The sequence below is a fragment of the Exiguobacterium indicum HHS 31 genome, assembly GCF_001939065.1.
In the GTDB taxonomy this organism is placed as follows: Bacteria; Bacillota; Bacilli; order Exiguobacteriales; family Exiguobacteriaceae; genus Exiguobacterium_A; species Exiguobacterium_A indicum.
This window is the reverse complement of record NZ_MPSZ01000001.1, coordinates 1,332,997-1,357,909: the sequence shown is the minus strand read 5'-3', so window position 1 is coordinate 1,357,909 and position 24,913 is coordinate 1,332,997. Positions and strand designations below refer to the sequence as shown.

At 45.8% G+C, this 24,913-nt stretch carries 25 protein-coding genes; 19 read left to right on the top strand and 6 right to left on the bottom strand.

The window, feature by feature from the left end; all coding sequences use genetic code 11:
- Positions 1-78: 78 nt before the first annotated feature.
- Positions 79-747: a potassium channel family protein gene (locus N179_RS07340; RefSeq protein WP_023468857.1), complete on the top strand. Its 669-nt coding sequence runs from the start codon at positions 79-81 to the stop codon at positions 745-747.
- A 38-nt stretch (positions 748-785) separates the two neighbouring features.
- Here N179_RS07340 and N179_RS07335 read toward each other — a convergent pair whose 3' ends face one another.
- Positions 786-1,562 carry a Cof-type HAD-IIB family hydrolase gene (locus N179_RS07335; RefSeq protein WP_023468856.1) on the bottom strand — a complete coding sequence of 259 codons (777 nt, stop codon included), beginning with the start codon at positions 1,560-1,562 and terminating at the stop codon, positions 786-788.
- Positions 1,563-1,735: 173 nt separating this feature from the next.
- Between N179_RS07335 and N179_RS07330 the strand changes: the two genes are divergently transcribed.
- Positions 1,736-1,951 (top strand): DNA-dependent RNA polymerase subunit epsilon, encoded by a 216-nt coding sequence (locus N179_RS07330; RefSeq protein ID WP_023468855.1) that lies wholly within the window; start codon positions 1,736-1,738, stop codon positions 1,949-1,951.
- A complete protein-coding gene (gene rnjA, locus N179_RS07325) occupies positions 1,948-3,615 on the top strand; it encodes a ribonuclease J1 (RefSeq protein ID WP_035406688.1) in 1,668 nt (555 codons plus the stop codon). Before N179_RS07330 ends, rnjA begins: the two co-directional genes overlap by 4 nt.
- Positions 3,616-3,660: 45 nt before the next feature.
- Here rnjA and def read toward each other — a convergent pair whose 3' ends face one another.
- Positions 3,661-4,200: a peptide deformylase gene (def, locus tag N179_RS07320; RefSeq protein ID WP_023468853.1), complete on the bottom strand. Its 540-nt coding sequence runs from the start codon at positions 4,198-4,200 to the stop codon at positions 3,661-3,663.
- Between the two features lie 377 nt (positions 4,201-4,577).
- On the opposite strand from def, the gene pdhA reads away from it, so the two are divergent.
- From pdhA to N179_RS07295, 5 genes are all read left to right on the top strand, one after another.
- Complete coding sequence (pdhA, locus tag N179_RS07315; RefSeq protein WP_023468852.1) at positions 4,578-5,660, top strand: pyruvate dehydrogenase (acetyl-transferring) E1 component subunit alpha; 1,083 nt, start codon at positions 4,578-4,580, stop codon at positions 5,658-5,660.
- A 3-nt stretch (positions 5,661-5,663) separates the two neighbouring features.
- Complete coding sequence (locus N179_RS07310) at positions 5,664-6,641, top strand: alpha-ketoacid dehydrogenase subunit beta (protein WP_023468851.1); 978 nt, start codon at positions 5,664-5,666, stop codon at positions 6,639-6,641.
- Positions 6,642-6,742: 101 nt separating this feature from the next.
- Positions 6,743-8,035: a dihydrolipoamide acetyltransferase family protein gene (locus tag N179_RS07305; protein WP_023468850.1), complete on the top strand. Its 1,293-nt coding sequence runs from the start codon at positions 6,743-6,745 to the stop codon at positions 8,033-8,035.
- Between the two features lie 3 nt (positions 8,036-8,038).
- On the top strand, positions 8,039-9,451 hold the full coding sequence (lpdA, locus tag N179_RS07300) for a dihydrolipoyl dehydrogenase (protein ID WP_029342176.1): 1,413 nt from the start codon (positions 8,039-8,041) through the stop codon (positions 9,449-9,451).
- A gap of 110 nt (positions 9,452-9,561) precedes the next feature.
- Entirely contained in the window at positions 9,562-9,867 is a 306-nt protein-coding gene (locus N179_RS07295) for an SAV0927 family protein (protein WP_023468848.1), read from the top strand.
- 56 nt (positions 9,868-9,923) lie between these two features.
- Here N179_RS07295 and N179_RS07290 read toward each other — a convergent pair whose 3' ends face one another.
- On the bottom strand, positions 9,924-11,411 hold the full coding sequence (locus N179_RS07290) for an aminotransferase class I/II-fold pyridoxal phosphate-dependent enzyme (protein WP_035396697.1): 1,488 nt from the start codon (positions 11,409-11,411) through the stop codon (positions 9,924-9,926).
- Between the two features lie 132 nt (positions 11,412-11,543).
- Between N179_RS07290 and N179_RS07285 the strand changes: the two genes are divergently transcribed.
- The 3 genes from N179_RS07285 (at position 11,544) to N179_RS07275 (ending at position 13,197) form a co-directional block, all read left to right on the top strand.
- Positions 11,544-11,816: a UPF0223 family protein gene (locus N179_RS07285; protein ID WP_023468846.1), complete on the top strand. Its 273-nt coding sequence runs from the start codon at positions 11,544-11,546 to the stop codon at positions 11,814-11,816.
- Between the two features lie 282 nt (positions 11,817-12,098).
- On the top strand, positions 12,099-12,287 hold the full coding sequence (locus N179_RS07280) for a hypothetical protein (RefSeq protein WP_023468845.1): 189 nt from the start codon (positions 12,099-12,101) through the stop codon (positions 12,285-12,287).
- Between the two features lie 124 nt (positions 12,288-12,411).
- Positions 12,412-13,197 carry an inositol monophosphatase family protein gene (locus N179_RS07275; RefSeq protein WP_023468844.1) on the top strand — a complete coding sequence of 262 codons (786 nt, stop codon included), beginning with the start codon at positions 12,412-12,414 and terminating at the stop codon, positions 13,195-13,197.
- 41 nt (positions 13,198-13,238) lie between these two features.
- Here the strand turns inward: N179_RS07275 and N179_RS16940 are convergent, their stop codons facing one another.
- A complete protein-coding gene (locus tag N179_RS16940; RefSeq protein WP_023468843.1) occupies positions 13,239-13,409 on the bottom strand; it encodes a DUF5325 family protein in 171 nt (56 codons plus the stop codon).
- A gap of 185 nt (positions 13,410-13,594) precedes the next feature.
- Between N179_RS16940 and typA the strand changes: the two genes are divergently transcribed.
- The 3 genes from typA (at position 13,595) to N179_RS07260 (ending at position 17,041) form a co-directional block, all read left to right on the top strand.
- Positions 13,595-15,442, top strand: coding sequence for a translational GTPase TypA (gene typA / locus N179_RS07270; RefSeq protein WP_023468842.1), 1,848 nt, complete (start codon positions 13,595-13,597; stop codon positions 15,440-15,442).
- Between the two features lie 26 nt (positions 15,443-15,468).
- Complete coding sequence (locus tag N179_RS07265; RefSeq protein WP_023468841.1) at positions 15,469-15,822, top strand: YlaH-like family protein; 354 nt, start codon at positions 15,469-15,471, stop codon at positions 15,820-15,822.
- A gap of 121 nt (positions 15,823-15,943) precedes the next feature.
- Positions 15,944-17,041, top strand: coding sequence for a PQQ-dependent sugar dehydrogenase (locus N179_RS07260; RefSeq protein ID WP_083639923.1), 1,098 nt, complete (start codon positions 15,944-15,946; stop codon positions 17,039-17,041).
- 43 nt (positions 17,042-17,084) lie between these two features.
- Here the strand turns inward: N179_RS07260 and N179_RS07255 are convergent, their stop codons facing one another.
- The gene (locus N179_RS07255; protein WP_029342171.1) at positions 17,085-17,288 is read right to left on the bottom strand and encodes a YlaI family protein; all 204 of its coding nucleotides are present in this window, start codon (positions 17,286-17,288) and stop codon (positions 17,085-17,087) included.
- Between the two features lie 117 nt (positions 17,289-17,405).
- Between N179_RS07255 and N179_RS07250 the strand changes: the two genes are divergently transcribed.
- Together N179_RS07250 and N179_RS07245 are read left to right on the top strand one after the other, a co-directional pair.
- The gene (locus N179_RS07250; protein ID WP_075642564.1) at positions 17,406-17,858 is read left to right on the top strand and encodes a PNPOx family protein; all 453 of its coding nucleotides are present in this window, start codon (positions 17,406-17,408) and stop codon (positions 17,856-17,858) included.
- A gap of 40 nt (positions 17,859-17,898) precedes the next feature.
- Positions 17,899-19,215, top strand: a complete 1,317-nt coding sequence (locus N179_RS07245) for a PhoH family protein (RefSeq protein WP_023468837.1) — start codon at positions 17,899-17,901, stop codon at positions 19,213-19,215.
- A 39-nt stretch (positions 19,216-19,254) separates the two neighbouring features.
- On the opposite strand, the gene N179_RS07240 is transcribed toward N179_RS07245, so the two are convergent.
- Entirely contained in the window at positions 19,255-19,716 is a 462-nt protein-coding gene (locus N179_RS07240; RefSeq protein ID WP_023468836.1) for a hypothetical protein, read from the bottom strand.
- A gap of 123 nt (positions 19,717-19,839) precedes the next feature.
- Here N179_RS07240 and N179_RS07235 point away from each other — a divergent pair, with 123 nt between their 5' ends.
- The 3 genes from N179_RS07235 to N179_RS07225 all read left to right on the top strand — a co-directional run bounded on the left by N179_RS07235 (position 19,840) and on the right by N179_RS07225 (position 24,886).
- Positions 19,840-20,118 (top strand): Fpa/YlaN family protein, encoded by a 279-nt coding sequence (locus tag N179_RS07235; protein WP_023468835.1) that lies wholly within the window; start codon positions 19,840-19,842, stop codon positions 20,116-20,118.
- A gap of 69 nt (positions 20,119-20,187) precedes the next feature.
- Positions 20,188-21,459: an FtsW/RodA/SpoVE family cell cycle protein gene (locus N179_RS07230; RefSeq protein WP_075642563.1), complete on the top strand. Its 1,272-nt coding sequence runs from the start codon at positions 20,188-20,190 to the stop codon at positions 21,457-21,459.
- Complete coding sequence (locus N179_RS07225; protein ID WP_058713754.1) at positions 21,452-24,886, top strand: pyruvate carboxylase; 3,435 nt, start codon at positions 21,452-21,454, stop codon at positions 24,884-24,886. The genes N179_RS07230 and N179_RS07225 overlap by 8 nt, the downstream gene beginning before the upstream one ends.
- The last annotated feature ends 27 nt before the right edge of the window (positions 24,887-24,913 follow it).

The following is a 24,913-nucleotide window of genomic DNA, read 5'->3' as shown; positions in this document are numbered from 1 at the left end:
GCAGGGGCGTTTATAGTAATTTTAAATTGAATCGGGTACACTACTAAGGAAGAGCGATTGTGAAGGAGAGTTGTGAAAATGAATGGAGAGTTTGCAGTAATTGGACTAGGGCGCTTTGGTGGCTCGATTGTCCGTGAATTATCGAAAAATGGCTATGATGTCTTAGCGATTGACTCCGACGAGGAGCGCGTCAATGAATTCATGGGAATTGCGACGCATTCCGTCATCGCGGATACGACGGATGAGAACGTCTTAAAGAGTCTAGGAATCCGAAACTTCGATCATGTCATCGTTGCGATCGGGGAAAATATTCAAGCATCCATCTTGACGACATTGATCTTAAAAGAGCTTGGGGTACAATCGATTACTGTCAAAGCGACGAACGATTACCACGAAAAAGTATTACGAAAAATCGGAGCAGATTTCATCGTTCACCCCGAACGGGATATGGGAGTCCGGATTGCAAATGGTTTAATGAGTTCCAATATTCTTGACTATCTCGATTTATCTCAAGAATTTTCGATCGTTGAAATTAAAGTCAGTGATCGGATGGCAAAACAAACATTGATTGACCTGGATCTACGGAGCAAATACGGAGCGAACGTTGTCGCCATTAAACGTGGAGAAAACGTTCTGATTTCTCTACAAGCTGACGAAATGATTGAAAAAGGGGACTATCTCGTCGTCATTGGTGAAAATGAGGACCTCGACCGTCTAGAGCGTGCGATTCATAAAGTGAAGAACTAAAAAAAGCTGAGGCGCGCCTCAGCTTTACATTTACTTAATTAAATGAGTTGGAATTCTTTTAATCCGTGTGCGATACCGTCCTCAAGGATGGGTTTCGTGACATAGTCAGCGGCAGCTTTCGTTTCTGGAAGTCCGTTGCCCATTGCAATACCCGTTCCGACGTAGCGAAGCATCTCTAGATCGTTTAAAGCATCACCAAATGCAAAGGTATCTTCGCGGCGAATATTCGTCAATTTCAGGAATTGTTTGATCCCTTCTGCTTTCGAAGAACCGACATTGATGACATCCATTGCATGTGGGTGCCAACGAATGAAATCAAATGCGTCATAGCGTTTAACATAATCGCTCTCTTCTTCAGCTGTGCAGTAGACGAGCGTTTGGAAAACATCATGCGATAAGAATGCTTCTTCATCGTGAATCGGCAACGGCATATCAAGCTCCCCGAGTGAATCGACGACATGAACATCATTTGATTTCGTCGTGAAGCCTTTTGTTTCGCCAAGATAAACGAGTGTATGCCCGTTTTCTTTCGCTTGTTGCGTTAAATGCGTTAAATCCGTCTTCGGTTGTGGACGTTTGTAGATGATTTCATTTTGATGAACGACGATTTGCCCGTTATAGCCGATAATCGTATCGATGTTGAGTAGTTCACGGATTCCAGACAACATCGCAGGTCCGCGTCCGGTTGCAAGGGCTACATAGACACCATTTTCTTGAAGCTTACGAATTGCCTGTTTTGTTGATTCCGGAACAAAATGACCATCATGCAATAAGGTTCCGTCGATATCGAAAAAGACGACTTTCTGATTTGCCATGGTTTCACCTTCTCTTTTTAATTGGTCGAAATGACCTGTTCATGTGAAAGTATAGCATAACCAAAAGCGTGTTGCCGGAAGGGAACATGCCGAATAAGGATGAAAAATAGTCCATGTATCGTGTATACTGTACTAAGGACAAAAAACAATGTACTGATAAGGAGTTGCTAGGCATGATTTTTAAAGTATTTTACCAACCGCTTCGTTCGGAAGCACCTGTTCGTGAACGGACAGAAACAATGTATGTAGAAGGGGAAAGCATTCGTGACGTGCGATCAACGATTGACCACCTCAAAGATATTAACATCGAGTTCATCCGCGAAGTCAGCGGAGAATTTTTGACATACGAACAACAACATCCTGATTTCAAGGTTGCGACGTTCGAATGAAGTTCGTCAAAAACCATCAGGCCGCCGTTTTCGCACTCGGTGGACTCGGGGAAATCGGGAAGAACACGTATGTCGTTCAATTCCAAGATGAGATCATCGTCATTGACGCGGGTGTCATGTTCCCAGAAGATGAATTACTCGGAATCGACTATGTCATTCCAGATTACACGTACTTGATCAAGAACAAGGATAAGGTCAAAGGCGTCTTCATCACACACGGTCACGAGGATCACATCGGTGGATTACCTTTCTTGCTTAAGCAAGTCAATTTACCAATCTATGCAGGTAAAATCGCCATGGGACTTATCAAAGTAAAATTAGAAGAACATGGCTTGCTTCGTAATGCAGAACTTCATGAAATCGATGAGGATTCGATCATCAAGTTCCGCAAAACAAGCATTTCGTTCTTCCGTACGACGCACTCGATTCCGAATTCGTTCGGTGTCGTCGTCAAAACACCACAAGGGAACATCGTGCATACAGGGGACTTCAAGTTCGATTTCACGCCAGTCGGAGAGCCGGCTGATCTAGCGAAAATGGCTGAACTCGGTAAAGAAGGCGTATTGTGTCTTCTATCGGACTCAACGAATGCGGAAGTAGAAGGGTTTACGATGAGTGAACGTGTCGTTGGGGAAACGATCTCAGACATCTTCCGTAAAGCGGAAGGACGGATCATCTTCGCGACGTTTGCGTCGAACATCTATCGTCTGCAACAAGTCGTCAATGCTTCTGTAGAAGCAGGACGGAAAATCGTCGTCTTCGGACGTAGCATGGACAAGGTCATGATGATTGGTCAAGAACTTGATTTCATCAAAGCGCCGAAGGGTACGATCATCGAGCCGAACGAGATGAAACGTTATAAATCAAATGAGTTGACGATCCTTTGTACGGGTTCACAAGGAGAACCAATGGCTGCACTTAGCCGTATCGCAAACGGAACACATCGTCAAATCTCGATCATTCCGGATGATCTCGTCATCTTCTCTTCGTCACCAATCCCAGGAAACGTCGTTTCTGTCGGAAAGACGATCAATCAGCTGTACAAAGCTGGCGCAGATGTCATGTACGGTAAACTAAATGATATCCATACATCAGGTCACGGTAGTCAACAAGAGCAGTTGCTCATGTTACGTCTATTGAATCCGAAATACTTCATGCCGATTCACGGGGAATACCGGATGCTGAAGAAGCATATGTCGCTTGCGATGGATGCTGGCGTACCGGAAGAGAACTGTTTCGTCATGGATAACGGTGAAGTACTGGCATTAGATGCGAATGCAGCCGCTATCACTGGAAAGATTCAAGCGAATGCGGTTTATGTCGACGGGAAAGGAATCGGAGACATCGGAAACATCGTTTTACGCGATCGCCGTATTCTCTCAGAAGAGGGACTCGTCGTCGTCGTCGTGACGCTTGACTCGAAGACGAATCGTCTCGTCTCTGGACCGGACATCATCTCGCGTGGTTTCGTCTACATGCGTGAGTCGGGTAATTTGATTAAAGATGCTGAACGTCTTCTCAAGCGTTCACTTGATCAATCGCTTGCGAACCGTAATACGAAATGGACGGACATCAAACAAGTCATCAATGATACGCTCACACCGTATTTAACAGAAAAAACACAACGTCATCCAATGGTCATGCCGATCATCATGGAAGTCTGATTCAAAAAATCCTCGTCTCCGAAAACGGAAACGAGGATTTTTGTATTACGTGGCAGGACCGTATTCCTTGAACGGTTCTTTTTTATCAATCCGATCATAAAACATGACGCCATCTAGATGATCGTATTCATGCTGGCAGACGATTGCTTTCATCCCTTTTAAACGTAATTTTACAGGATTTCCGTTATGATCGATGCCAGTTAGGGTAATACGCATATAGCGCGGTACATGTCCTTCGACTTCACGGTCGACGGACAGACATCCTTCGCCGCCCGTTAAATACGTCTGCTCGACGGAATGACTGATGATTTTTGGATTATAGATACCAAATTCCAGCAAATCATCTCCATCCGGTAAGCGGATCGCGAACATGCGCTTGTTGACACCGATTTGTGGTGCTGCAAGTCCAATGCCGCTTCGTAAATCGTATTTCTTCGCAATTTCATCATCTTGACTGTTGGCGAGGAACTCGCGCATGAGTCGCATCGTTTCCTTATCCTCATCGCTGAGAGGGAAGGTCACTTCTACTGACCGTTCGTGAAGAGCAGGAACGTCTTCGCGTACGATTTCATTCATGGTGATCATGAACAACACTCCTTTCGTCTACAAAAAGTATAGCATAGGAAAGTGGGGAATGATGACAACTAACACAGTAGGAAAATATCGAATGATACAGAAGATGGAATATTCTAGTTTTGTGATTGAATTCACAATGTGAAACGCGAAAAAAATAAAACATTTCCTTTGATTTTAAGGTGTTACAGATTTATACTTGTAACGTAATGAACAAGACACTATAACGTGTCGATTCATGATAATACAGTTTACTCAACTGAATAGGTACACAGACACATGTTCAAAGGATAGTCACACGGGACTTCGTTTTTTGGACACTATTGTCATGTGGGCAAATCAGTCAGAGGAATATTTCGCTGAACGCAGTGAAAGGATGAGGTGAAAAGATGAACGTAAACATGTTTAAAAACGTGGAAGAAAACTTTGAAACGTTCCGCATTCTTGACGAGAAAGGTGAAGTCGTCAATAAAGACGCTATGCCAGACCTCTCGGATGAAGAGCTTACGGAATTAATGCGCCGTCTCGTATACACACGTATCTGGGACCAACGTGCAATCTCACTTAACCGTCAAGGACGTCTTGGTTTCTACGCTCCAGTAGCTGGACAAGAAGCGTCAATGATCGGTACGCAATTCGCTTTGGATAAAGATGACTGGATTCTTCCTGGATACCGTGATATTCCACAAATGGTCTTCCATGGCTTCCCACTTTACAAAGCATTCTTGTTCTCACGCGGTCACATCACAGGTGGTAAGATCCCTGAAGGTGTTAACGTCTTAATGCCACAAATCATCATCGGTGCGCAGATCGTTCAAGCGGCTGGTGTTGCTCTCGGTCTTAAGAAAAGCGGTAAAGAACAAGTCGCAATCACTTACACAGGTGATGGTGGTTCTTCACAAGGTGACTTCTATGAAGGTATGAACTTCGCTGGAGCTTTCAAAGCACCTGCAATCTTCGTCGTTCAAAACAACCGTTTCGCAATCTCGACACCTGTCGAAAAACAATCTATGGCGAAAACAATCGCTCAAAAAGCTGTCGCTGCTGGGATCAATGGTATCCAAGTCGACGGTATGGACGTTCTTGCTGTATACGCAGCTACGAAACAAGCGCGTGTTGAAGCACTCAACGGTGTTCCGACATTGATCGAAACATTGACTTACCGTTACGGACCACACACACTCGCTGGTGATGATCCAACACGTTACCGTACAAAAGACATGGATGATGAGTATCAAGCACAAGATCCACTCGTCCGATTCCGTGCTTTCATGGAAGCAAAAGGTCTTTGGAACGAAGATAAAGAGAACGAAGTCATCGAGCAAGCAAAAGCTGACGTTAAGGAAGCACTTGCACAAGCTGACAAAGAACCAAAACAAAAAGTTACAGATTTCATCAACGTGATGGCTGAAAAGCTTCCACAAAACCTGCAAGAGCAGCTTGATGAGTATACAGCAAAGGAGTCGAAATAACCCATGGCACAAATGACGATGATCCAAGCGATCACTGACGCAATGCGCGTCGAGATGAAACGCGACGAACAAGTTCTCTTGTTCGGTGAAGACGTCGGTAAAAACGGTGGGGTATTCCGTGCGACAGAAGGTCTTCAAGATGAGCTCGGCGAAGACCGCGTCTTCGATACACCACTTGCAGAATCAGGTATTGGTGGTCTTGCTGTCGGATTCAGTCTGACAGGATTCCGTCCAATCATGGAAATCCAATTCTTCGGATTCGTATTCGAAGTATTCGATTCAGTCGCAGCACAACTTGCGCGTCTCCGTTACCGTTCAGGCGGCACATACAGTGCACCTGTTACAATCCGTTCACCATTCGGTGGCGGTGTTAAAACACCGGAACTTCACGCAGATAACCTCGAAGGACTCATGGCTCAGTCACCAGGACTTAAAGTTGTCATTCCTTCAACACCTTACGATGCAAAAGGTCTTTTGATCGCGTCAATCCGCGACAACGACCCAGTCGTATTCCTCGAGCACATGAAACTCTACCGTTCATTCCGCGGTGAAGTGCCAGAGGGCGATTACACGATCGAACTCGGAAAAGCTGATGTTAAACGTGAAGGTACAGACGTAACAATCGTCACTTACGGTGCGATGGTACACGCTTCACTTAAAGCAGCTGAAGAGCTCGAAAAAGAAAACATCAGCGTCGAAATCATCGACTTGATGACAATCAGCCCAATCGACATCGATACGATTCTTGCTTCTGTCAAGAAAACAAACCGTGTCGTCGTCGTTCAAGAAGCACAAAAACAAGCGGGTATCGCTGCAATGGTTGCAACTGAAATCCAAGAACGTGCAATCCTTGACCTCGAAGCGCCAATTCTTCGTGTTGCTGCTCCAGATACAATCTTCCCATTCGCACAAGGTGAAGACGTCTGGATCCCAGATCACAAAGATATCGTTGAGAAAGTCAAAACTGTCTACAATTTCTAAGAGCATTTCGGAAAATAAGGAGAGGGGTTCATTCTCTCCTTGCTTCCGTTTTTACAGATAACAATCGACTAGAAGAGTGAACTAAAAGGAGGCATATTCAAATGGGTTTATTTGAATTCAAATTGCCGGATATCGGTGAGGGTATTCATGAAGGTGAAATCGTAAAGTGGTTCGTAAAAGCGGGCGACACTGTCAAGGAAGACGACGTTCTTCTTGAAGTACAAAACGATAAAGCAGTCGTTGAAATCCCATCACCAGTTGATGGTACTGTTAAAGAAGTAAAAGTTGACGAAGGTGTCGTAGCTGTCGTTGGCGACGTCCTCATCACTTTCGAAGTCGAAGGCGAAGGTTCTGCTCCTTCTGAAGAAGCAGAGCAACCAAAAGCTGAAGACAACGCAAAAGACGTTCAAGATACGGATCAAAAAGTGGAAGACAAACCAAACGAGGTTCAAATCCATAAATCAGAACGCGTCATCGCGATGCCATCTGTCCGTAAATATGCACGTGAAAAAGGTGTCGACATCCGTGAAGTCCAAGGTTCTGGAGACAACGGTCGTGTCGTCAAAGAAGACATCGATGCATTCGCAAACGGTGGTCAAACTTCTGAAGCACCAGCAACAGAAGAAAAAGCACCAGCTGCAGCTGCTTCTGCACCAAAAACAGAAGTTAAGCCATACGTTGCTGCTCAACCTGAACTTGAAACACGCGAGAAAATCAAAGGAATCCGTAAAGCGATTTCGAAAGCAATGGTTAACTCGAAACATACAGCTCCACACGTAACACTCATGGACGAAGTCGATGTTACGAACCTCGTAGCACTCCGTAAAAACTTCAAAGAAGTTGCGGCTGCTCAAGGTACGAAATTGACTTACCTTCCGTTCGTCGTAAAAGCATTGACTGCTGCTGCTAAAAAATACCCAGCAATCAACGCATCAATCGACGATGTAAACGAAGAAATCGTCTACAAAAACTACTTCAACATCGGTATCGCTGCAGATACAGACAACGGTCTTGTCGTACCAGTCGTTAAAGATGCAGATCGTAAATCGATCTTCTCACTCGCTGACGACATCAACGACCTTGCTGGTAAAGCACGCGAAGGTAAACTTTCTGGCGAAGAGATGAAAGGCGGATCAATCACGATCACTAACATCGGTTCTGCTGGCGGTCAGTGGTTCACACCAGTCATCAACCACCCAGAAGTTGCAATCCTCGGTATCGGCCGTATCGCTGAAAAAGCAGTCGTTAAAAACGGCGAAATCGTTGCTGCACCAGTTCTTGCACTTTCATTCAGCTTCGACCACCGTCTCATCGATGGTGCAACTGCACAAAACGCGCTTAACTTAGTTAAACGCCTATTGAACGACCCACAACTTCTCATCATGGAGGGATAAGCAATGGTAGTAGGTGAATTCGCACAAGAAACAGATTTACTCGTAATCGGGGCTGGCCCTGGTGGTTACGTTGCTGCAATCCGCGGCGCGCAACTCGGTATGAAAGTAACAATCGTTGAACGTGAAAACGTCGGTGGTGTTTGCTTAAACGTTGGATGTATCCCATCAAAAGCCTTGATCACTGCAGGTCATAACTTCCAGCATGCTAAAGGTTCAAGCGATATGGGGATCACTTCTGAGAATGCAACTGTCGATTTCTCGAAAGTTCAATCTTGGAAACAATCTGTCGTCAACAAATTGACTGGCGGCGTTAGTGGTCTTCTTAAAGGGAACAAAGTCGAGACTGTCGTTGGGGAAGCTTACTTCCAATCAGAAGATACAGTCCGTATCATCAACGAAGATTCTTCGACTCCTTACAAATTCAAGAAATGTATCATCGCGACAGGTTCGACTCCAATCGAACTTCCAGCTTTCAAATGGTCAAAACGCGTTCTTTCTTCAACAGGCGCATTGAACCTTCCTGAAATCCCGAAAAAACTCATCGTCATCGGTGGTGGATATATCGGGATGGAGCTTGGTACAGCGTATGCGAACTTCGATACAGAAGTCGTCATTCTTGAAGGAACAAAAGACATCCTTTCTGGTTTCGAGCCTGCTATGACGCAAGTCGTTAAGAAAAAGCTCAAACAAAAAGGTAACATCACAATCCACAACGAAGCACTTGCTCAAAGTGTGGAAGAGTCGGAAGATGGCGTTAAAGTAACATTCGAAGTCAACGGTGAAGCACAAACAGTTGAAGCGGACTACGTCCTCGTCACTGTCGGTCGCCGTCCGAACACTGGTGATCTTGGTCTTGAAATGGCAGAAGTCAAAGTCAGCGACCGTGGTCTTGTCGAAATCGACGATCAGTGCCGTACTTCAAACGAAAACATCTACGCAATCGGTGATATCGTTCCAGGACCACCACTTGCACACAAAGCTTCATTCGAAGCTAAAATTGCTGCTGAAGCAGCTGCAGGACACCCTGCATACCTCGACTACAGCGCGATTCCAGCGGTCGTCTTCACAGATCCAGAACTCGCTACAGTCGGTTACACGGAAGCACAAGCGAAAGAAGAAGGACTCGATTACATCGCGTCTAAATTCCCTTACGCTGCGAATGGTCGTGCACTTGCACTCAACGAGCCAGACGGCTTCTTGAAAATGATCACTCGTAAATCAGATGGTCTCTTGATCGGCGCGCAAATCGCTGGTACAGGCGCATCTGATATGATCGCTGAAATGGGACTCGCAATCGAGTCTGGTATGACAGCTGAAGATATCGCACTCACAATCCATGCACACCCATCACTCGGTGAAATCGCAATGGAAACTGCTGAAGTTGCAATCGGTAGCCCAATCCACATCATTAAATAATATCGAAACACCTCATACACGGGGAGCCGACCGTGTATGAGGTGTTTTTTTGTTTGGTCTTGATACAAAAAAGGAAAAGAAAAAGTAAAAATCGGAGAGGGTGGACGCACATGGAATCCGTGACTACCTTAGAGGAGCTGTATTACGTATCGGAAATGGATAAGGTTCGTTTTGTCGGCTGGACGACCGCACTCGCCCGCTATGATTTTGCTGTCGTCTGTACGGGACAATTCTTCGGGAAAGTACTTGTCGTCAGTTTAACCGGTGGTCAGTCAGCGTTACTCGATCAACAGGATGTGTTGAATGGAGATGTCTTAATTCGTACATTTGCGATTGAACGAGAGGATGTCGAAGTAATCGGTGAAGCACTCGCAGCATTCATTCCTTGTTCACCAAACGATGAGTACGCAGAATGAAATGACAAAAAAAGCAGTAATCCTCATTAACTAAGGATTACTGCTTTATCTTGTCTTCACCGAATCGCATTCGATTGTTGAATGACTTTGATCGTCTCAAGCGAATGATCTTCAAGACCTTGAACCGGAAGACCGGCTTCGATGTTTTCTTTAATATAGGCAAGGTTGTCTGCCGTGATCATTTCGCCTGGGATGAAGATAGGAATACCAGGTGGATATACCATCATGAATTCAGCCGAAATCCGCCCAACCGCATCGATCAACGGAATCGTCTCTGTCTCTTCATAGAATGCATCACGAGGACTGAGAGCGAGCGCTGGGATGTCTGGAAGAACAATCGAATGATCAGTCGTCTCGGCGGCATTATTTTGATAACGTGCGACAAGTAATGACATCGCATGTAAAAAGGCATCAATCGTCTCTTCTGAGTCGCCAGACGTGATGATGACGAGAATGTTGTTCAAATCAGAAAGTTCAACTTCGATCCGGTGTTCTTCACGTAAGAACTCTTCGACGAGGTGACCAGAAATGCCAAGCCCTTTGACGGAAACAAGCACTTTCGTTGGATCAAAGGCGAACGTCGCACTCGAATGAAGATCGGATTCACCGAAAACAGCGAGATAAGGAAGCTTCGCTAATCCAAAGCGCATCCGTGTCGCAAGTTCAAGTGCCCGACGATTCATCGCTTCACCGTTGATCGCAAGATGACGCCGAGCGCAGTCAAGAGAAGCGAGCAACAGGTAAGATGTCGATGTCGTCGTCAACATCGAGAGCACTGCTTGAACTTTATCTGGAGAGACAAGTCCGCGACGAACGTTCAGGACAGAGCTTCCTGTAAGTGAGCCACCGAGTTTATGCACGCTGGTTGCGGCAAGATCAGCTCCTGCTTGCATCGCAGACAACGGCATATCTTCGTGGAAGGCAATATGGACGCCGTGTGCTTCGTCGACGAGTACCGGAATACCTTTACTATGGGAAAGCTTGACGATGCTTTCTAAGTCACCAGCAACGCCGAAATAGGTCGGGTTGATGACGAGTACTGCTTTTGTATCGGGATGAAGTGCAAGGGCACGTTCTACCGCGCTTGGTGTGATGCCGTGCGCGATTCCGAATGTCTCATCGAATTCAGGGTGAATGAAAATCGGATGCGCACCAGAAAGAACGATAGCTGACATCACCGATTTATGCACGTTCCGAGGAACGAGAATTTTATCATCAGGTCCGACGACACTCATGATCATCGCCATGATTGCCGTTGAAGTTCCTTGTACGGAAAAGAACGTTTCGTCGGCGTGGAAGGCTTGAGCTGCCAATTGATGAGCTTCCTTAATGATTGCCTTTGGATGATGGAGATCATCAAGGGGAGCGATATTGATTAAATCGATATCGAGCGCATTCTGACCGATGAACGATCGAAAGGCTGGATCCATTCCCTGACCATTTTTATGACCGGGAATATGAAATTGAATTGGTTGACGTTTCGCATGCGCGAGTAGCGCATCGAATAAAGGTGTATCGAGCTGTGTTAAGCTTTTTGTTTGCACCAGATTTCCCCCCTTAAAACCGAATAAAAATACAATCAAACAAGCTAACTATAACAAGTTTTCGGACGGTTGCAACTGTTTTATGCTTCTTTTCCGTGTAAAATAGAAAAGAGCAGAAAGGAAGTGGGAATGATGGCATTGAATTATCCGCTCAATTCCGATTGGTCGACTGAAGAAATCGTGAAAGTCATCGACTTCTTTAATTTAGTCGAGCAAGCGTATGAGACAGGTGTTGAACGACAACGATTGCTCGAAGCGTATCGTGAATTCAAGCAAATCGTCACCTCGAAATCCGAGGAAAAACAGTGGGATCAGTTTTATATGGAAGAGACCGGTTGCTCGAGTTATCGGACGATGCAACAAGCAAAACGTCAGGAAGAACCGATTGTTCGTATGAAGAAATAATTGGATCATGAAGATAAGACTCCTATGCGATCGCGTAGGAGTCTTATCTTTTAATCCGACTGGAAATGTGCGGGAAATGATCAACATTTGTTTAAAGTGGAAAGGAAGCGGCTATATACTACATACAAGACGTTGGCCTTACAAATATGTGAAACTGTATTTTTTAAAATTAGATGCTTTACATCTAAGTTGAATCGTACTATTATAGATTCAATCCACTAATAAGTCGCAATTGTCTGACAAATTAAACCTCTGTTTATCCCGCGAAGGAGTGTGGTTACTGTGAAACAAGTGATAGAAGCATACAAGAGAAAAGATGCAGAAAAACGCATTCCTGTATTGCGTCTCGAAATCGATTATGAGCTTGCTACATTACACGATGCGATGGTGGCAAGTGACGCAGAAGCTGTTGGCGCAAGTAAAGAGCGCCTCGAAAAATATCGTCAAGAGATGGTACGTCTTGAAGCTTGATTTCAACGTTCCGATCTCTACCTTATAATAAAATATCAACTCTTCAACCAGCGAGCTGTTCGCTGGTTTTCTTTTTTTGTTACTATAGAAGAAGCTGGAAACTACGATGAAGGAGTGAACTCAAATGCAGATTGAGTTGGATGCGATAGATTTGATCAAACGAGCGGGAAAGTACATTCGCGAAAAAATTGATGGTTCGTATCACGTCGAACAAAAAACCGGAAAAAGCGATTTAGTGACAGAGATTGATCAAGCCGTCGAGGATTTATTGATTCAAGGTATTTTAGATCGCTATCCGAATCATCATATTTATGGGGAAGAAGGGCGAATCGCTCGACCCGATACACTCGAAGGCACGATCTGGTTCGTTGATCCGATTGATGGAACGATGAACTTTATCCGTCAAAAACGAATGTTTGCCATCTCGATTGCGATCATGATAGATGGTGAGTTACGTTATGGATTCGTCTACGATGTCATGGCGGACGAGTTGTTCCATGTCATCAAAGGGCATGGTGCTTATCAAAACGGCATACGATTACCACAAATCGAGGAGCGGAGTGTTAAAGAAGCAATCATCTGTATGAACGCGACCTGGGTGACACCAAATCGCCGGATCAATACGGATCGTCTTGCGCCACTCGTACGACACGCGGTAGGTGTACGAGCAATCGGTGCAGCATCACTTGAACTCGCATGGACAGCTGCAGGGCGTGTTGACGGGTATATCACGATGCGTAATATGCCTTGGGATTACGCAGCCGGTCAGTTATTGATTGAAGAGGTCGGTGGGCGTGTCGGAACAATCACAGGTGAATCGATGTCATTTCTCGAACAAACGAGTGTGCTAGCAGGGAGCCAGACGTTCGTTGAAGATGTGTTGACATTCGTACAAACACAAGAGGATTGAAAAAAGGTTTCTTTCGTCTTGAACGAAAGGAACCTTTTTGTTCATGCTTGTTTTCGTAAACGTGCTTTTAAAACGAACCCGGCACCCATCGCAACAATCATTAAGATGACAGAGGCGATCGTCATCGGTACGTTTTGTTCCGCGATGAAGATGCCGATGGCTGCCATGGATCCTACGGCAAGCATGGCTAGTAATAAAAATAGCAGGCGCATGTTCTTTTCCCCCTCTACCCGTGAGTACGTTAACAGTGTAGCGTGAATGAAGGATAATGAAAAGGCTTTCGGAGTGATGTCGAATCTTAGTCATTGCCAATTAGGACTCTACCTGTGCTATACTCTTAAAGTTGACCGAAAGTATGATAAGATTTATTTAAATGAATAGAAAGAGGTACACACCTATGACAACATTAGTACGAAATGATTTACGCAACGTTGCGATCATCGCCCACGTTGACCATGGTAAAACAACATTAGTCGATGAGCTTTTAAAACAGTCTGGTACGTTCCGTACGAACGAACAAGTCGAAGAACGCGCAATGGACTCAAATGACATCGAGCGGGAACGTGGAATCACGATTCTTGCGAAAAACACTGCAATTGACTACAAAAACACACGCATCAACATCGTTGATACGCCAGGACACGCCGATTTCGGTGGAGAAGTTGAGCGGATCATGCGTATGGTTGATGGCGTCATCCTCGTCGTCGATGCACGTGAAGGCTGTATGCCACAAACACGCTTCGTTTTGAAAAAAGCACTCGAGCAAGGACTTCAACCAATCGTCGTCGTCAACAAAATTGACAAACCGATGGTCCGTCCTCTTGAAGTCGTCGACGAAGTCGTTGATCTCTTGATCGACCTCGGAGCTGACGAAGATCAACTCGAATTCCCAGTCGTTTATGCATCGGCAGTCAACGGCTCAAGTTCGTTTGAACCTGAATTAGAGAAACAAGAAGATACAATCACAAACGTTCTTGATTTAATTCTTGAGCACACACCAGCACCTGTCGATAACACAATGGAGCCACTTCAGTTCCAAGTGACGATGCTTGACTATGATAACTACCTCGGACGGATCGGTGTCGGTCGTGTCTTCCGTGGAGAAATCAAAGTTGGCGATAGCGTTTCGCTTTCAAAACTTGATGGTTCAACGAAGAACTTCCGTGTTACGAAGTTGTTCGGTTACTTCGGTCTAAAACGTGTCGAAATCGAAACAGCAAAAGCTGGAGATTTGATCGCGATCGCTGGTATGGAAGATATCAACGTCGGTGAGACGGTTTGCCCAACTTCACACGTTGATCCACTCCCATTATTACGTATCGATGAGCCAACGCTTCAAATGACATTCATCGTCAACAACTCGCCATTCGCTGGTCGTGAAGGGGATCTCGTTACTTCACGTAAAATCGAAGAGCGTCTTGAAAAAGAACTCGAAACAGACGTTTCACTTCGCATCGAAAACACAGATTCACCGGACCGCTGGATCGTTTCTGGTCGTGGGGAACTTCACCTCGGGATCTTGATCGAAAACATGCGCCGTGAAGGATACGAAATTCAAGTATCGAAACCGCAAGTAATCATCAAAGAAGAAGAAGGCGTCAAAGTCGAGCCATTCGAACGCGTCGTCATTGATACACCAGAAGAGTACACAGGTTCTGTCATGGAATCGATCGGTCTCCGCAAAGGTGAATTGACGAACATGCAAACAATGGACAACGGTCAAACAAAAATGGAATTCATCGTTCCTTCACGTGGTTTGATCGGTTACCGTAACGAATTCCTTTCTGCTACACGCGGATACGGAATCATGAACCACACATTCGAAGAATACCGTCCGTTCATCCAAGCGGATATCGGTGGACGTCGTAGTGGTGTTATGGTCTCAATCGAAACAGGTAAAGCAACTGCTTACGCGATCTCAGCTCTTGAAGACCGCGGAACGATCTTCATCGAGCCTGGTATTGAAGTATACGAAGGTATGATCATCGGCGAATGTAACCGTGATGTCGATCTCGCTGTCAACGTCGTTAAAGCAAAACAATTAACGAACATGCGTGCATCTGCAAAAGACTCAACAAACGTTCTTAAACGTCCACGTGTCTTCTCACTTGAAGAGTCGTTGACATTCTTGAACGAAGATGAGTACTGTGAAATCACACCACAATCGGTTCGTCTCCGTAAACAAGTCTTGAACAAAAACGAACGTGAAAAGCAAGAAAAACGTCGTCGTCTAGGTAAAGATTAAGTCTTGAACGAATAGGGGGACTGGCAATGAATGCACAAGCTGCCGTTGCTTCTGATTTCTCGAAATACGATATTCCGTTCATCGCGAAACTTCTCGGTATCGGAAGTGATCCGAATAACATCGAAGCGGGATTTTATCCTTTAATGATTACCGTCGTCATCTTGACACTTGTCGTCTTTAAGTTAGGATTTGCTAAGGAACTAGCATGGTGGAAATCACTGATCGTCTATCTCTTGCTCGCCGTCTTCTCGGCAGCATTGACGCTTGTCTTCTGGACATGGCCAATTCCTGAAGTACTCCTTGCGATGGTCTTTGTACTTGGTATTTATCGCTTCCGGATGTGGATGGTCAAGCGTGAACGTGAACGGACAGCTTCTTGACGGAAGCATGTCATGAATCAAAAGAACGAATCTCTTCGGAGGTTCGTTCTTTTTTTGAGCCAATTCAGATGCATGATTTAAAGCGTAGCGGGAACTAGAATACTAAAAGGGGGAGAAAACATTGAAGATCAAGTATGTCATATCACCCCTCCTGTTAGCGGGTATTCTGATGGGTTGTACACAAACGTCAGAAGAATCGTCAACAGAGGAAACGAATCAGACGACACAAGAAAACAATCAACAGGATTCAGGTGATCAAGAAGCGACGCAATCATCTCAAGCACAAGAAGGTGTCGTATTTAAAGAACTAAACGCTCCGTGGAATATTGTCCGAGAAGGAGAGGTATTTTACATCACGGAACGAGAAGGAACGATTGTCAAAGGAGAAAAAGATGATTATGAACGGATGTGCCTTCAGCTGAAAGAGGATGTCCTCGCTGAAGGAGAAGGTGGATTGCTTGGAATGGTACTTGATCCTGATTTTAAGGACAATCAGACGGCATACGTCTACCATACGTACGCCAAACAAGGACAAGCGACAAATCGCGTCATCGCGATAAAAGAAGAGGGTGATCAGTGGACGGAAGAACGTGTCTTACTCGATGATATTCCCGGAGCGACGATTCATAACGGGGGACGACTGGAGTGGGGACCTGAGGGCGCGCTCTACGTCACAGCAGGAGACGCAGCGAATCCCGAACTGGCGCAAGACTTTGATTCGTTGGCAGGAAAGATTTTACGTATCACATCTGAAGGGAAACCGTTCGAGGGGAATCAAAAAGGATACGTCTACAGTCTCGGTCACCGGAATCCACAAGGACTTGTTTTCGTCGATGATCAACTGTATGCAAGCGAACATGGGCAAAGTGGGCACGATGAAATCAACCGAATCGAACAAAAGAATTATGGATGGCCGACGATTGAAGGGAAAGAACAAGCAGATGGACTGGTGACGCCGTGGTATGAAGTAGGAGAACAATCTGTTGCACCAAGTGGAGTTGCAACGGCAGAGAATACACTTTATTTTGCAACACTTGTCGGACAACGATTACAAACCATCGATCTAGAGACGAAGCAAGTCAAGACGATCGTCGAAAATCAAGGTCGGATTCGAGATGTCTGGATTGACGAGACATCGATTTACTATATTACAAATAATACGGACGGAAGAGGGAATCCATCGGCAGATGATGATCGACTCGTTCGTATCAATCGATGAACAATAAAAGGTCTGTCAGGGAATTTCCCCGCAGACCTTTTGTTTACCAGTGTTTTCGTTTCGTTTCCCAAGTCGGGTATAGATGGAATTGCCCAGAAGCGTGGCGTTCAAGTGTCCGTTCTTCTACGCGTGATCGACATTCATCACAAATGTGGACACGAACAGGTTTATTGCGTAATCGCTTCGCCGTGAAGGACCAATCATCAATCGTTTCACGCTTATCGCAAATCGTACATTTCACTCGCATGCCAGGTCCTCCCTTTTTTTCTTAGTATATCATATTAGAAGATTATTCAGATGTAAAAAAGGGAAACGAGAAGTATATCTCGAAATATCATCACTAAGTCGTAGAGGGGGTGATGTCATGGCAAATAAAGTTGAACAACAGCTCAACTCAGATCAACTAGAAGCACTATCGCAATTACCACTTGTTTTTTTGATTACGCATGATCAATCCAAACATTGGCCCATCACACACGCAATCAGTTGGGTACATGCGACGGATTCGCAAACGGTTCGTTTTACAATCGAAGCAGATTCTCATCTCGTTAAAACATTACGAGGACATCCGGTCTTCACATTGATCTTTTTTGCAGATCAGTCGACGTACAGCTTAACGTGTACGGACGTCAAGGCGTTTACGCCGCAAGAAGACCTTCCGTTGCCACTCGCTTTTTATGAGGGACGCGTTGAGGAGGTACGTGACATCTTGTTTTACGGAGCAGCTGTCACACAACGACCGACTATCGAAAAAACATACGATGAACAGGCAGCTGAACGGTTGGATCAACTCGTTCATCGCATCCTAAAAGCGTAACATTCATCACAAACTCGACTCTAAAGGGGCGAACGATGGAATGAAAAAAATATACGTACTTGATACTAATGTCATGCTTCACGATCCACTTTCTCTTTTCCAATTCCAGGAGCACGACGTCGTCATACCAGCGATCGTATTAGAAGAACTAGATGGAAAAAAACGCAACATGGATGAGGTTGGACGTAATGCACGAGAAACAGCTCGCATTTTAGACCAATTACGAGAAACGGGTCAGCTTCATGCGGGAGTACCACTCGGAAATGGCGGTATTCTTCGCGTCGATATTGGGGACTCCATTCATGAAGGTTCGCCGTTTACGCATGAATCGAACGATAATAAGATCATTGAACTGGCGTGGTCGATTCATCAGGAACAACAAACCGAAGCGACCCCACGAGATGTCATTCTCGTCTCAAAAGATATCTTAGTCCGCGTCAAAGCGGATGCGTATGGATTAGTCGCTGAAGATTATATGACAGATCATATCGCTGATTTGACCGGTCTTTATACAGGATTCATCGAAGTGACCGTCGATCAGGAATATATTGATGCCTTCTATCAGGACAAACGGCTTTCGGTGGATGTCTTGCCAGAAAAAGTGCAACCGAATGAGTTCGTCATCTTAAAAAGTAACATGTCGAAAGCTTCAGCCATCGCCGTCGTTGATCAGAACCTGCCAATCATTCGGGCACTTTCGATCGATGTCGATCAAGTCTGGGGCGTCATTCCACGAAACGTCCAACAACGGATGGCATTTGAGTTATTATTACGTGACGATGTACCACTTGTGACACTCGTTGGTAAGGCAGGTACCGGAAAAACATTACTTGCACTCGCTGCGGGTCTCCTGCAAGTGGAAGACGAGCATAAATATAAAAAACTGGTCGTTGCTCGTCCGGTCGTACCGATGGGAAACGATATCGGCTACTTGCCGGGTGAAATGGAAGAGAAGCTTCGTCCGTGGATGCAACCCATCTACGATAACCTTGAACACCTTTTCAATACGGGATCGGGAGACGAACTAGGTAACATTCTCGCCGGAATGAAGACGATTCAACTGGAAGCTTTAACGTATATCCGGGGACGCAGTATGCCGGGACAATTCATCATCATCGATGAAGCGCAGAATTTGACGAAACATGAAGTCAAGACGATTTTGACACGTGTCGGTGAAAACTCGAAAATCGTGTTAGTCGGGGATCCACAACAGATTGATCATCCGTATCTAGATGAGTATTCCAATGGTTTATCCTACGCCGTAGAACGACTTAAAAATGAGAAGATGACGGGACACGTCAAACTCGTCAAAGGGGAGCGCTCGAACTTGGCGCGCCTCGCAGCCGATTTACTATGAAAAAACGTGGTGCGTCTATTCAGGCGCACCACGTTTTCCTTATATGACGGTAACCGTATGAACGGATTTGACGATCCGTTGTCCGTGTAACAGATGAACGGGTCCATCTGCTAATACTTTGCCGTCTTGTGAGAACTGCAGATACACTTCGTCGAGTTGCTCAAGTGGAAGTTCAACCGTTTCTTCGCCTTCAAAACGAATAGCAATCGCATCTGGTAAAAGTTCGGCATTCCGGATGAACGGTGCAAGCGCCATGGCGAATGACCCTTGAAGCGCGGCTTCTTTTTCAGCACGTGTCATCGGACGATTGTGATCCGTACGACTGCCTTCCATGATGCCTTTATCCCACGCAGCCCCCATTTTCGCGTAGTACGCTTCTTGTTCACTTGTGTCGGCTGGTTGACCGATTTTCTCGATTTCCACCTTTCGTTCATCAAAGATCCAGACTGTCGGATCAATCGTCAACTGATGCCGTACTTTACCGTTAATCGGAAAAATCATTTGTTCTACCCCCTAAATGTGTAAGTCCAACAAATCCATTATACCGAAACGTTGAATTGTTGGCGAAAGTAAGGTAAAGTTTAGCTATAACAGGAACGCGTCATTTGATGAGGAGGGATTGGATTGTCAACTGAAATCGAGACAGTTCATCGCCAGCGCGCTCTTGAGCTACTAGAAGCGGATGCACAAAAAATCCGCCGGTTGATCGAGGTCCAGCTTGCGAATTTAACGATGCCACAATGTCCTCTTTACGAGGAAGTATTGGATACACAAATGTTCGGATTATCCCGTCAGATTGATTTTGCGGTACGTCTTGAACTGATTGATGCGGGTGAGGGGAAACAATTACTCGAATCACTTGAACAGCAATTATCTGATTTACATGATGCGGAGACGTGCTGATTTTCTACTCAAACGTGAAATGCGGCGTTTGGGTATTTTTTTTAGAAAATGAAAAAAGGACGTGTACATATGTTAGCGAAGTTTAAAGAAAAACGAGCATTTTTTGACTATGGTCTCTTCTTTACGATGCTCATCCTCATGGCGATCAGTACGGTCATGGTCTATAGTGCGAGCGTGTGGAACGGTGGGGATTATGCGAATACGTCCTTCTTTGAGAAGCAGTTGATGTTTGATGCGATGGCGATCGCCTTGTTCCTTTTCGTTTCGCAAGTAAATCATGAGGTGTTCCGTGGACCGATTATTCGCTTACTCCTGTACGCGATTACATGGTTGATGTTGATGGCAACGTTGTTTTCGGCTCCACTCAATGGTGCTCGTGCATGGCTGAACTTCGGTATCTTCTTGATTCAACCGATCGAGCTCTGTAAATTCGTCCTCGTCGTCGGACTTGCGAGTTATTTTGATCAAAAGCACAAAGGGAAGATGGACGGCGTGATTGGGATCGTCCACCACTTCATCCATCGTCAAATCAAAGCGACGTCTCCAGGCCGAAGAATTTTACTTAGTTTCTCGGACTGGATTTTGATTCCGATGGTTGTGTTACTGGCACCATACGCAATCATCATTCGCATGCAACCGGATGACGGCGGATTGTTCATTCTGTTGCTCATCACGGCGATGATTTTATTCGCAGTTGGATTACCGAGTGGTTACATCATGTTATGTGTCGTCACCGTACCAATCATCTTCATGTATGCCTGGAACAACTTTTCGGATAATCAGATGCAACGGATTCAGGCAAGTTTGAATCCCTTCCTTGACGCAGAAGGTAAGGGATATCAGCTCATCAACTCCGTCATATCGATTGCACACGGGGGATTATTCGGAGTAGGTCTCGGGAATAGCTTTCAGAAGTATGGTTATTTGCCTGAACCTGAAACTGACTACATCATGTCGATCATCTCGGAGGAACTTGGATTCGTCGGTGTCCTCGTCGTGCTTGGTCTACTGTTCTACTTGATGATTCAAGGGGCGATTATCGCTAACCGGTGTGTTTCTATTTATTCGAGTATGCTTGCGCTTGGGATTTCAGGTATTATCTTCATTCAGACATGTATCAATATCGCGGCGATGTCTGGTCTCTTTCCAGGAACCGGCGTCACCTTGCCATTCATCAGTTACGGTGGGTCATCGTTACTCGTCATGAGTACGATGCTTGGTGTAATGGCGAACATTTCCATGCAAAACAAATATCGAGTGGCTTATCAGAAAGAAGTGCGGACTGCACGTTCGATGAGTGCCACAAGCTCATTAACTAAAGGGGGAGCATCAGTTGACTAAAATCCAGAAGATTCTCGTAGCAAACCGCGGGGAGATCGCGATTCGCGTTTTCCGTGCAGCGACAGAACTCGGTATTCGTACCGTTGCCATTTATTCGCGAGAGGATATGGGTTCTCTTCATCGCTATAAAGCCGATGAAGCGTACCGGATCGGAGAAGGGAAAAAACCGATCGAAGCCTATCTCGATATTGAAGATATCATTGCAACAGCGAAAAAAGCCGAATGTGATGCAATCCATCCTGGTTATGGATTCCTCTCTGAGAATATTGAGCTAGCCAAACGTTGTCGTGAAGAAGGAATCATCTTCATCGGACCGCAAGAAGAGCATCTGTATAAGTTCGGGGATAAAGTACGGGCACGAACGACAGCGATTGAGGCCGGTCTTCCTGTCATTCCAGGAACGGATGGTCCGATCTCATCCATTGATGAAGCATATGCGTTCGCAAAAGAAGCAGGCTATCCACTCATGGTCAAAGCATCGCTTGGCGGTGGTGGACGCGGTATGCGTGTCGTCCGGACAGAAGAAGAGCTCCCAGACATGATCGAACGTGCGAAATCTGAAGCCTTAAAAGCGTTTGGTTCGGATGAGATTTACGTCGAAAAATTAATTGAACGACCAAAACATATCGAAGTTCAAATCATCGGTGACGCCCATGGGAACATCATTCATTTGTTTGAACGTGATTGTTCCGTACAGCGTCGTCACCAAAAAGTCGTCGAAGTGGCGCCGTGTGTGACGCTATCAGACGAAGGTCGACAAAAGATTTGTGACGCAGCCGTCACTTTGATGAAACATGTCGGATACGAAAATGCGGGTACGGTCGAATTTCTCGTGACACAAGATGAATCGTTCTACTTCATCGAGGTCAACCCACGTGTCCAAGTCGAGCACACGATTACGGAGATGATCACAGGCGTTGATATCGTCCAGACACAAATCCGTGTTGCTGAAGGCGAATCGTTACATAGCGACCTCGTTGGTATTCCGCAACAAGAAGACATTAAGATGCTTGGTTTTGCGATCCAAAGCCGAATCACGTCAGAAGATCCGGAAAACGGCTTCTTGCCGGATACAGGGAAAATTAAAGCCTATCGTTCACCAGGTGGTTTTGGTGTACGTCTCGATGGTGGAAATGCTTATGTTGGAGCGGAAATCTCACCATATTATGACTCGCTGCTTGTTAAAATCTCGACGCATGGTTTGACATACGACCAAGCCGTCGCGAAGATGCGTCGAAATTTAAGTGAATTCCGAATCCGAGGGATCAAGACAAATATTCCATTCTTGAGTAACGTCTTGAAGCACCATGCGTTCGTCAGCGGGGATTACAACACATCGTTCATTGATGATACACAAGAATTATTCATCTTCCCAAAACGTCAAGACCGGGGAACGAAACTTTTGACGTACATCGGAGAGGTTTCCGTCAATGGATTCCCGGGAATCGGAAAATTGGACAAGCCGCTTGCACGTGACGTCCGGATTCCGAAAAATCTCCCGACAGACTATAAACCAGGTGCAAAAGCGATTCTCGATGCAGAAGGTCCAGAAGCCGTCGCAAAATGGTTGGCAGCTCAGGAAAACGTTTTGTTGACAGATACGACATTCCGTGACGCCCATCAGTCGCTCCTTGCGACGCGGATGCGGACGAAGGATCTCGTTGCAATCGCCGAAGCGGAAGCGAAACTTCTACCTGAATTGTTCTCTGTCGAAGCATGGGGAGGCGCGACATTTGATGTTGCCTACCGATTCTTATCGGAGGATCCATGGGTTCGTCTGATGAAATTACGTGAAAAGATGCCAAATGTCCTTATTCAAATGTTGCTTCGTGGTGCGAACGGCGTTGGTTACAAAAACTATCCGGACAATGTCATTCACACGTTCGTTAAGGAAGCGGCGCAGGCAGGAGTCGACGTTTTCCGAATCTTCGATAGCTTGAACAACCCGGAGTCAATCCAACTTGCGATCGATGCGGTCTTGCCGACTGGTAAAATCGCGGAAGCAGCTGTCTGTTACACAGGGGATCTATTCGATGCGAATCGACCGAAATATCACCTGCCGTATTACGTCAATCTGGCGAAACAACTGGAAGAAAGCGGCGCTCATATCATTGCCATCAAGGATATGGCGGGTCTCTTGAAACCGGAAGCAGCCTATGCGCTCGTATCAGCACTTAAAGATGCGGTATCGCTACCGATCCATCTCCACACACACGATGCGAGTGGGAACGGGATTTATACGTATGCGCGTGCGATCGATGCAGGTGTCGACGTCGTAGACGTCGCCGCATCAAGCATGTCGGGACTGACGAGTCAGCCAGCGGGTGGTAGCTTGATTCATGCCTTAAGTGGTCATCCACGTCAACCGCTCGTATCAGCACAGAAGTTTGAACAGATTTCGGATTATTGGCAGGACGTGCGTCATCTGTATCAAGCATTCGAACTCGATATGATCGCACCGAATCCAACGGTCTACGACCATGAGATGCCGGGTGGACAGTATTCGAACTTACAGCAACAAGCAAAAGCGGTTGGACTTGCGGATCGTTGGTCTGAAGTCAAAGAGATGTATGCGCGTGTCAATATGCTGTTTGGCGATATCGTCAAAGTCACACCATCGTCAAAAGTCGTTGGAGACATGGCACTCTTCATGGTTCAACATCATCTGACAGAAGAGGATGTCTTGCACCGTGCAAGTGGACTTGATTTCCCGGATTCAGTCGTCGAACTGATGAAAGGGGAGCTCGGAACACCACCAGATGGTTTCCCGCAAGACGTTCAACAGGCTATTCTCAAGGGAGCTGCTCCGCTGACAGAACGTCCAGGTAAGATGATGGAACCACTCAATTTTGATGCGATCAAACATGAGTTGTTCGAAAAACTTGAACGTCCCGTTACAGAATTTGATGCACTCGCTTACGCGCTCTATCCAAAAGTCTTCATGGACTACAGTTCGTATGTCGCGCGATATGGCGATATCTCTGTTCTTGATACGAATACGTTCTTCCATGGAATGCGTCTAGGGGAGACGATCGAGGTTGAAATCGAACGAGGCAAGACACTCTACCTTAAGTTGATTCAAATCGGTCAGCCAGACGATCATGGTATGCGGACGATCTATTATGAGATGAACGGTGTGCCTCGTGAAGTCGAAGTCAAAGACATCAGTATTAAGGAAAGTTCATCAAGTCGTCCAAAAGCAGATCGAAGCAATGCGAAACAAATCGGTGCATCAATGCCGGGGAGCGTGCTGAAGGTGCTCGTCGAGACGGGTACACGTGTCCGTAAAGGAGAGCAACTCCTCGTCACGGAAGCGATGAAGATGGAAACGACGATCCAAGCACCGGAAGACGGTGAAATCAAAGCCGTCCACGTCAAGGAAGGCGAAGCCATCGCGAGTCAAGACTTACTGATTGAATTCGTATAAGGTCACAAGGAAAAACAGGCGCACGCT

Bases quoted from the DNA above. Each gene is read 5' to 3' on its own strand.
- N179_RS07340 (WP_023468857.1), top strand. From the start codon at position 79: ATGAATGGAGAGTTTGCAGTAATTGGACTAGGGCGCTTTGGTGGCTCG.
- N179_RS07295 (WP_023468848.1), top strand. From the start codon at position 9,562: ATGGAATCCGTGACTACCTTAGAGGAGCTGTATTACGTATCGGAAATG.
- N179_RS07230 (WP_075642563.1), top strand. From the start codon at position 20,188: ATGTTAGCGAAGTTTAAAGAAAAACGAGCATTTTTTGACTATGGTCTC.
- rnjA (WP_035406688.1), top strand. From the start codon at position 1,948: ATGAAGTTCGTCAAAAACCATCAGGCCGCCGTTTTCGCACTCGGTGGA.
- lpdA (WP_029342176.1), top strand. From the start codon at position 8,039: ATGGTAGTAGGTGAATTCGCACAAGAAACAGATTTACTCGTAATCGGG.
- N179_RS07285 (WP_023468846.1), top strand. From the start codon at position 11,544: ATGGCATTGAATTATCCGCTCAATTCCGATTGGTCGACTGAAGAAATC.
- N179_RS07240 (WP_023468836.1), bottom strand. From the start codon at position 19,716: ATGATTTTTCCGATTAACGGTAAAGTACGGCATCAGTTGACGATTGAT.
- N179_RS16940 (WP_023468843.1), bottom strand. From the start codon at position 13,409: ATGCGCCTGCTATTTTTATTACTAGCCATGCTTGCCGTAGGATCCATG.
- typA (WP_023468842.1), top strand. From the start codon at position 13,595: ATGACAACATTAGTACGAAATGATTTACGCAACGTTGCGATCATCGCC.
- N179_RS07250 (WP_075642564.1), top strand. From the start codon at position 17,406: ATGGCAAATAAAGTTGAACAACAGCTCAACTCAGATCAACTAGAAGCA.
- N179_RS07265 (WP_023468841.1), top strand. From the start codon at position 15,469: ATGAATGCACAAGCTGCCGTTGCTTCTGATTTCTCGAAATACGATATT.
- N179_RS07335 (WP_023468856.1), bottom strand. From the start codon at position 1,562: ATGGCAAATCAGAAAGTCGTCTTTTTCGATATCGACGGAACCTTATTG.
- N179_RS07275 (WP_023468844.1), top strand. From the start codon at position 12,412: ATGCAGATTGAGTTGGATGCGATAGATTTGATCAAACGAGCGGGAAAG.
- pdhA (WP_023468852.1), top strand. From the start codon at position 4,578: ATGAACGTAAACATGTTTAAAAACGTGGAAGAAAACTTTGAAACGTTC.
- N179_RS07245 (WP_023468837.1), top strand. From the start codon at position 17,899: ATGAAAAAAATATACGTACTTGATACTAATGTCATGCTTCACGATCCA.
- N179_RS07255 (WP_029342171.1), bottom strand. From the start codon at position 17,288: ATGCGAGTGAAATGTACGATTTGCGATAAGCGTGAAACGATTGATGAT.
- N179_RS07330 (WP_023468855.1), top strand. From the start codon at position 1,736: ATGATTTTTAAAGTATTTTACCAACCGCTTCGTTCGGAAGCACCTGTT.
- N179_RS07305 (WP_023468850.1), top strand. From the start codon at position 6,743: ATGGGTTTATTTGAATTCAAATTGCCGGATATCGGTGAGGGTATTCAT.
- N179_RS07310 (WP_023468851.1), top strand. From the start codon at position 5,664: ATGGCACAAATGACGATGATCCAAGCGATCACTGACGCAATGCGCGTC.
- def (WP_023468853.1), bottom strand. From the start codon at position 4,200: ATGATCACCATGAATGAAATCGTACGCGAAGACGTTCCTGCTCTTCAC.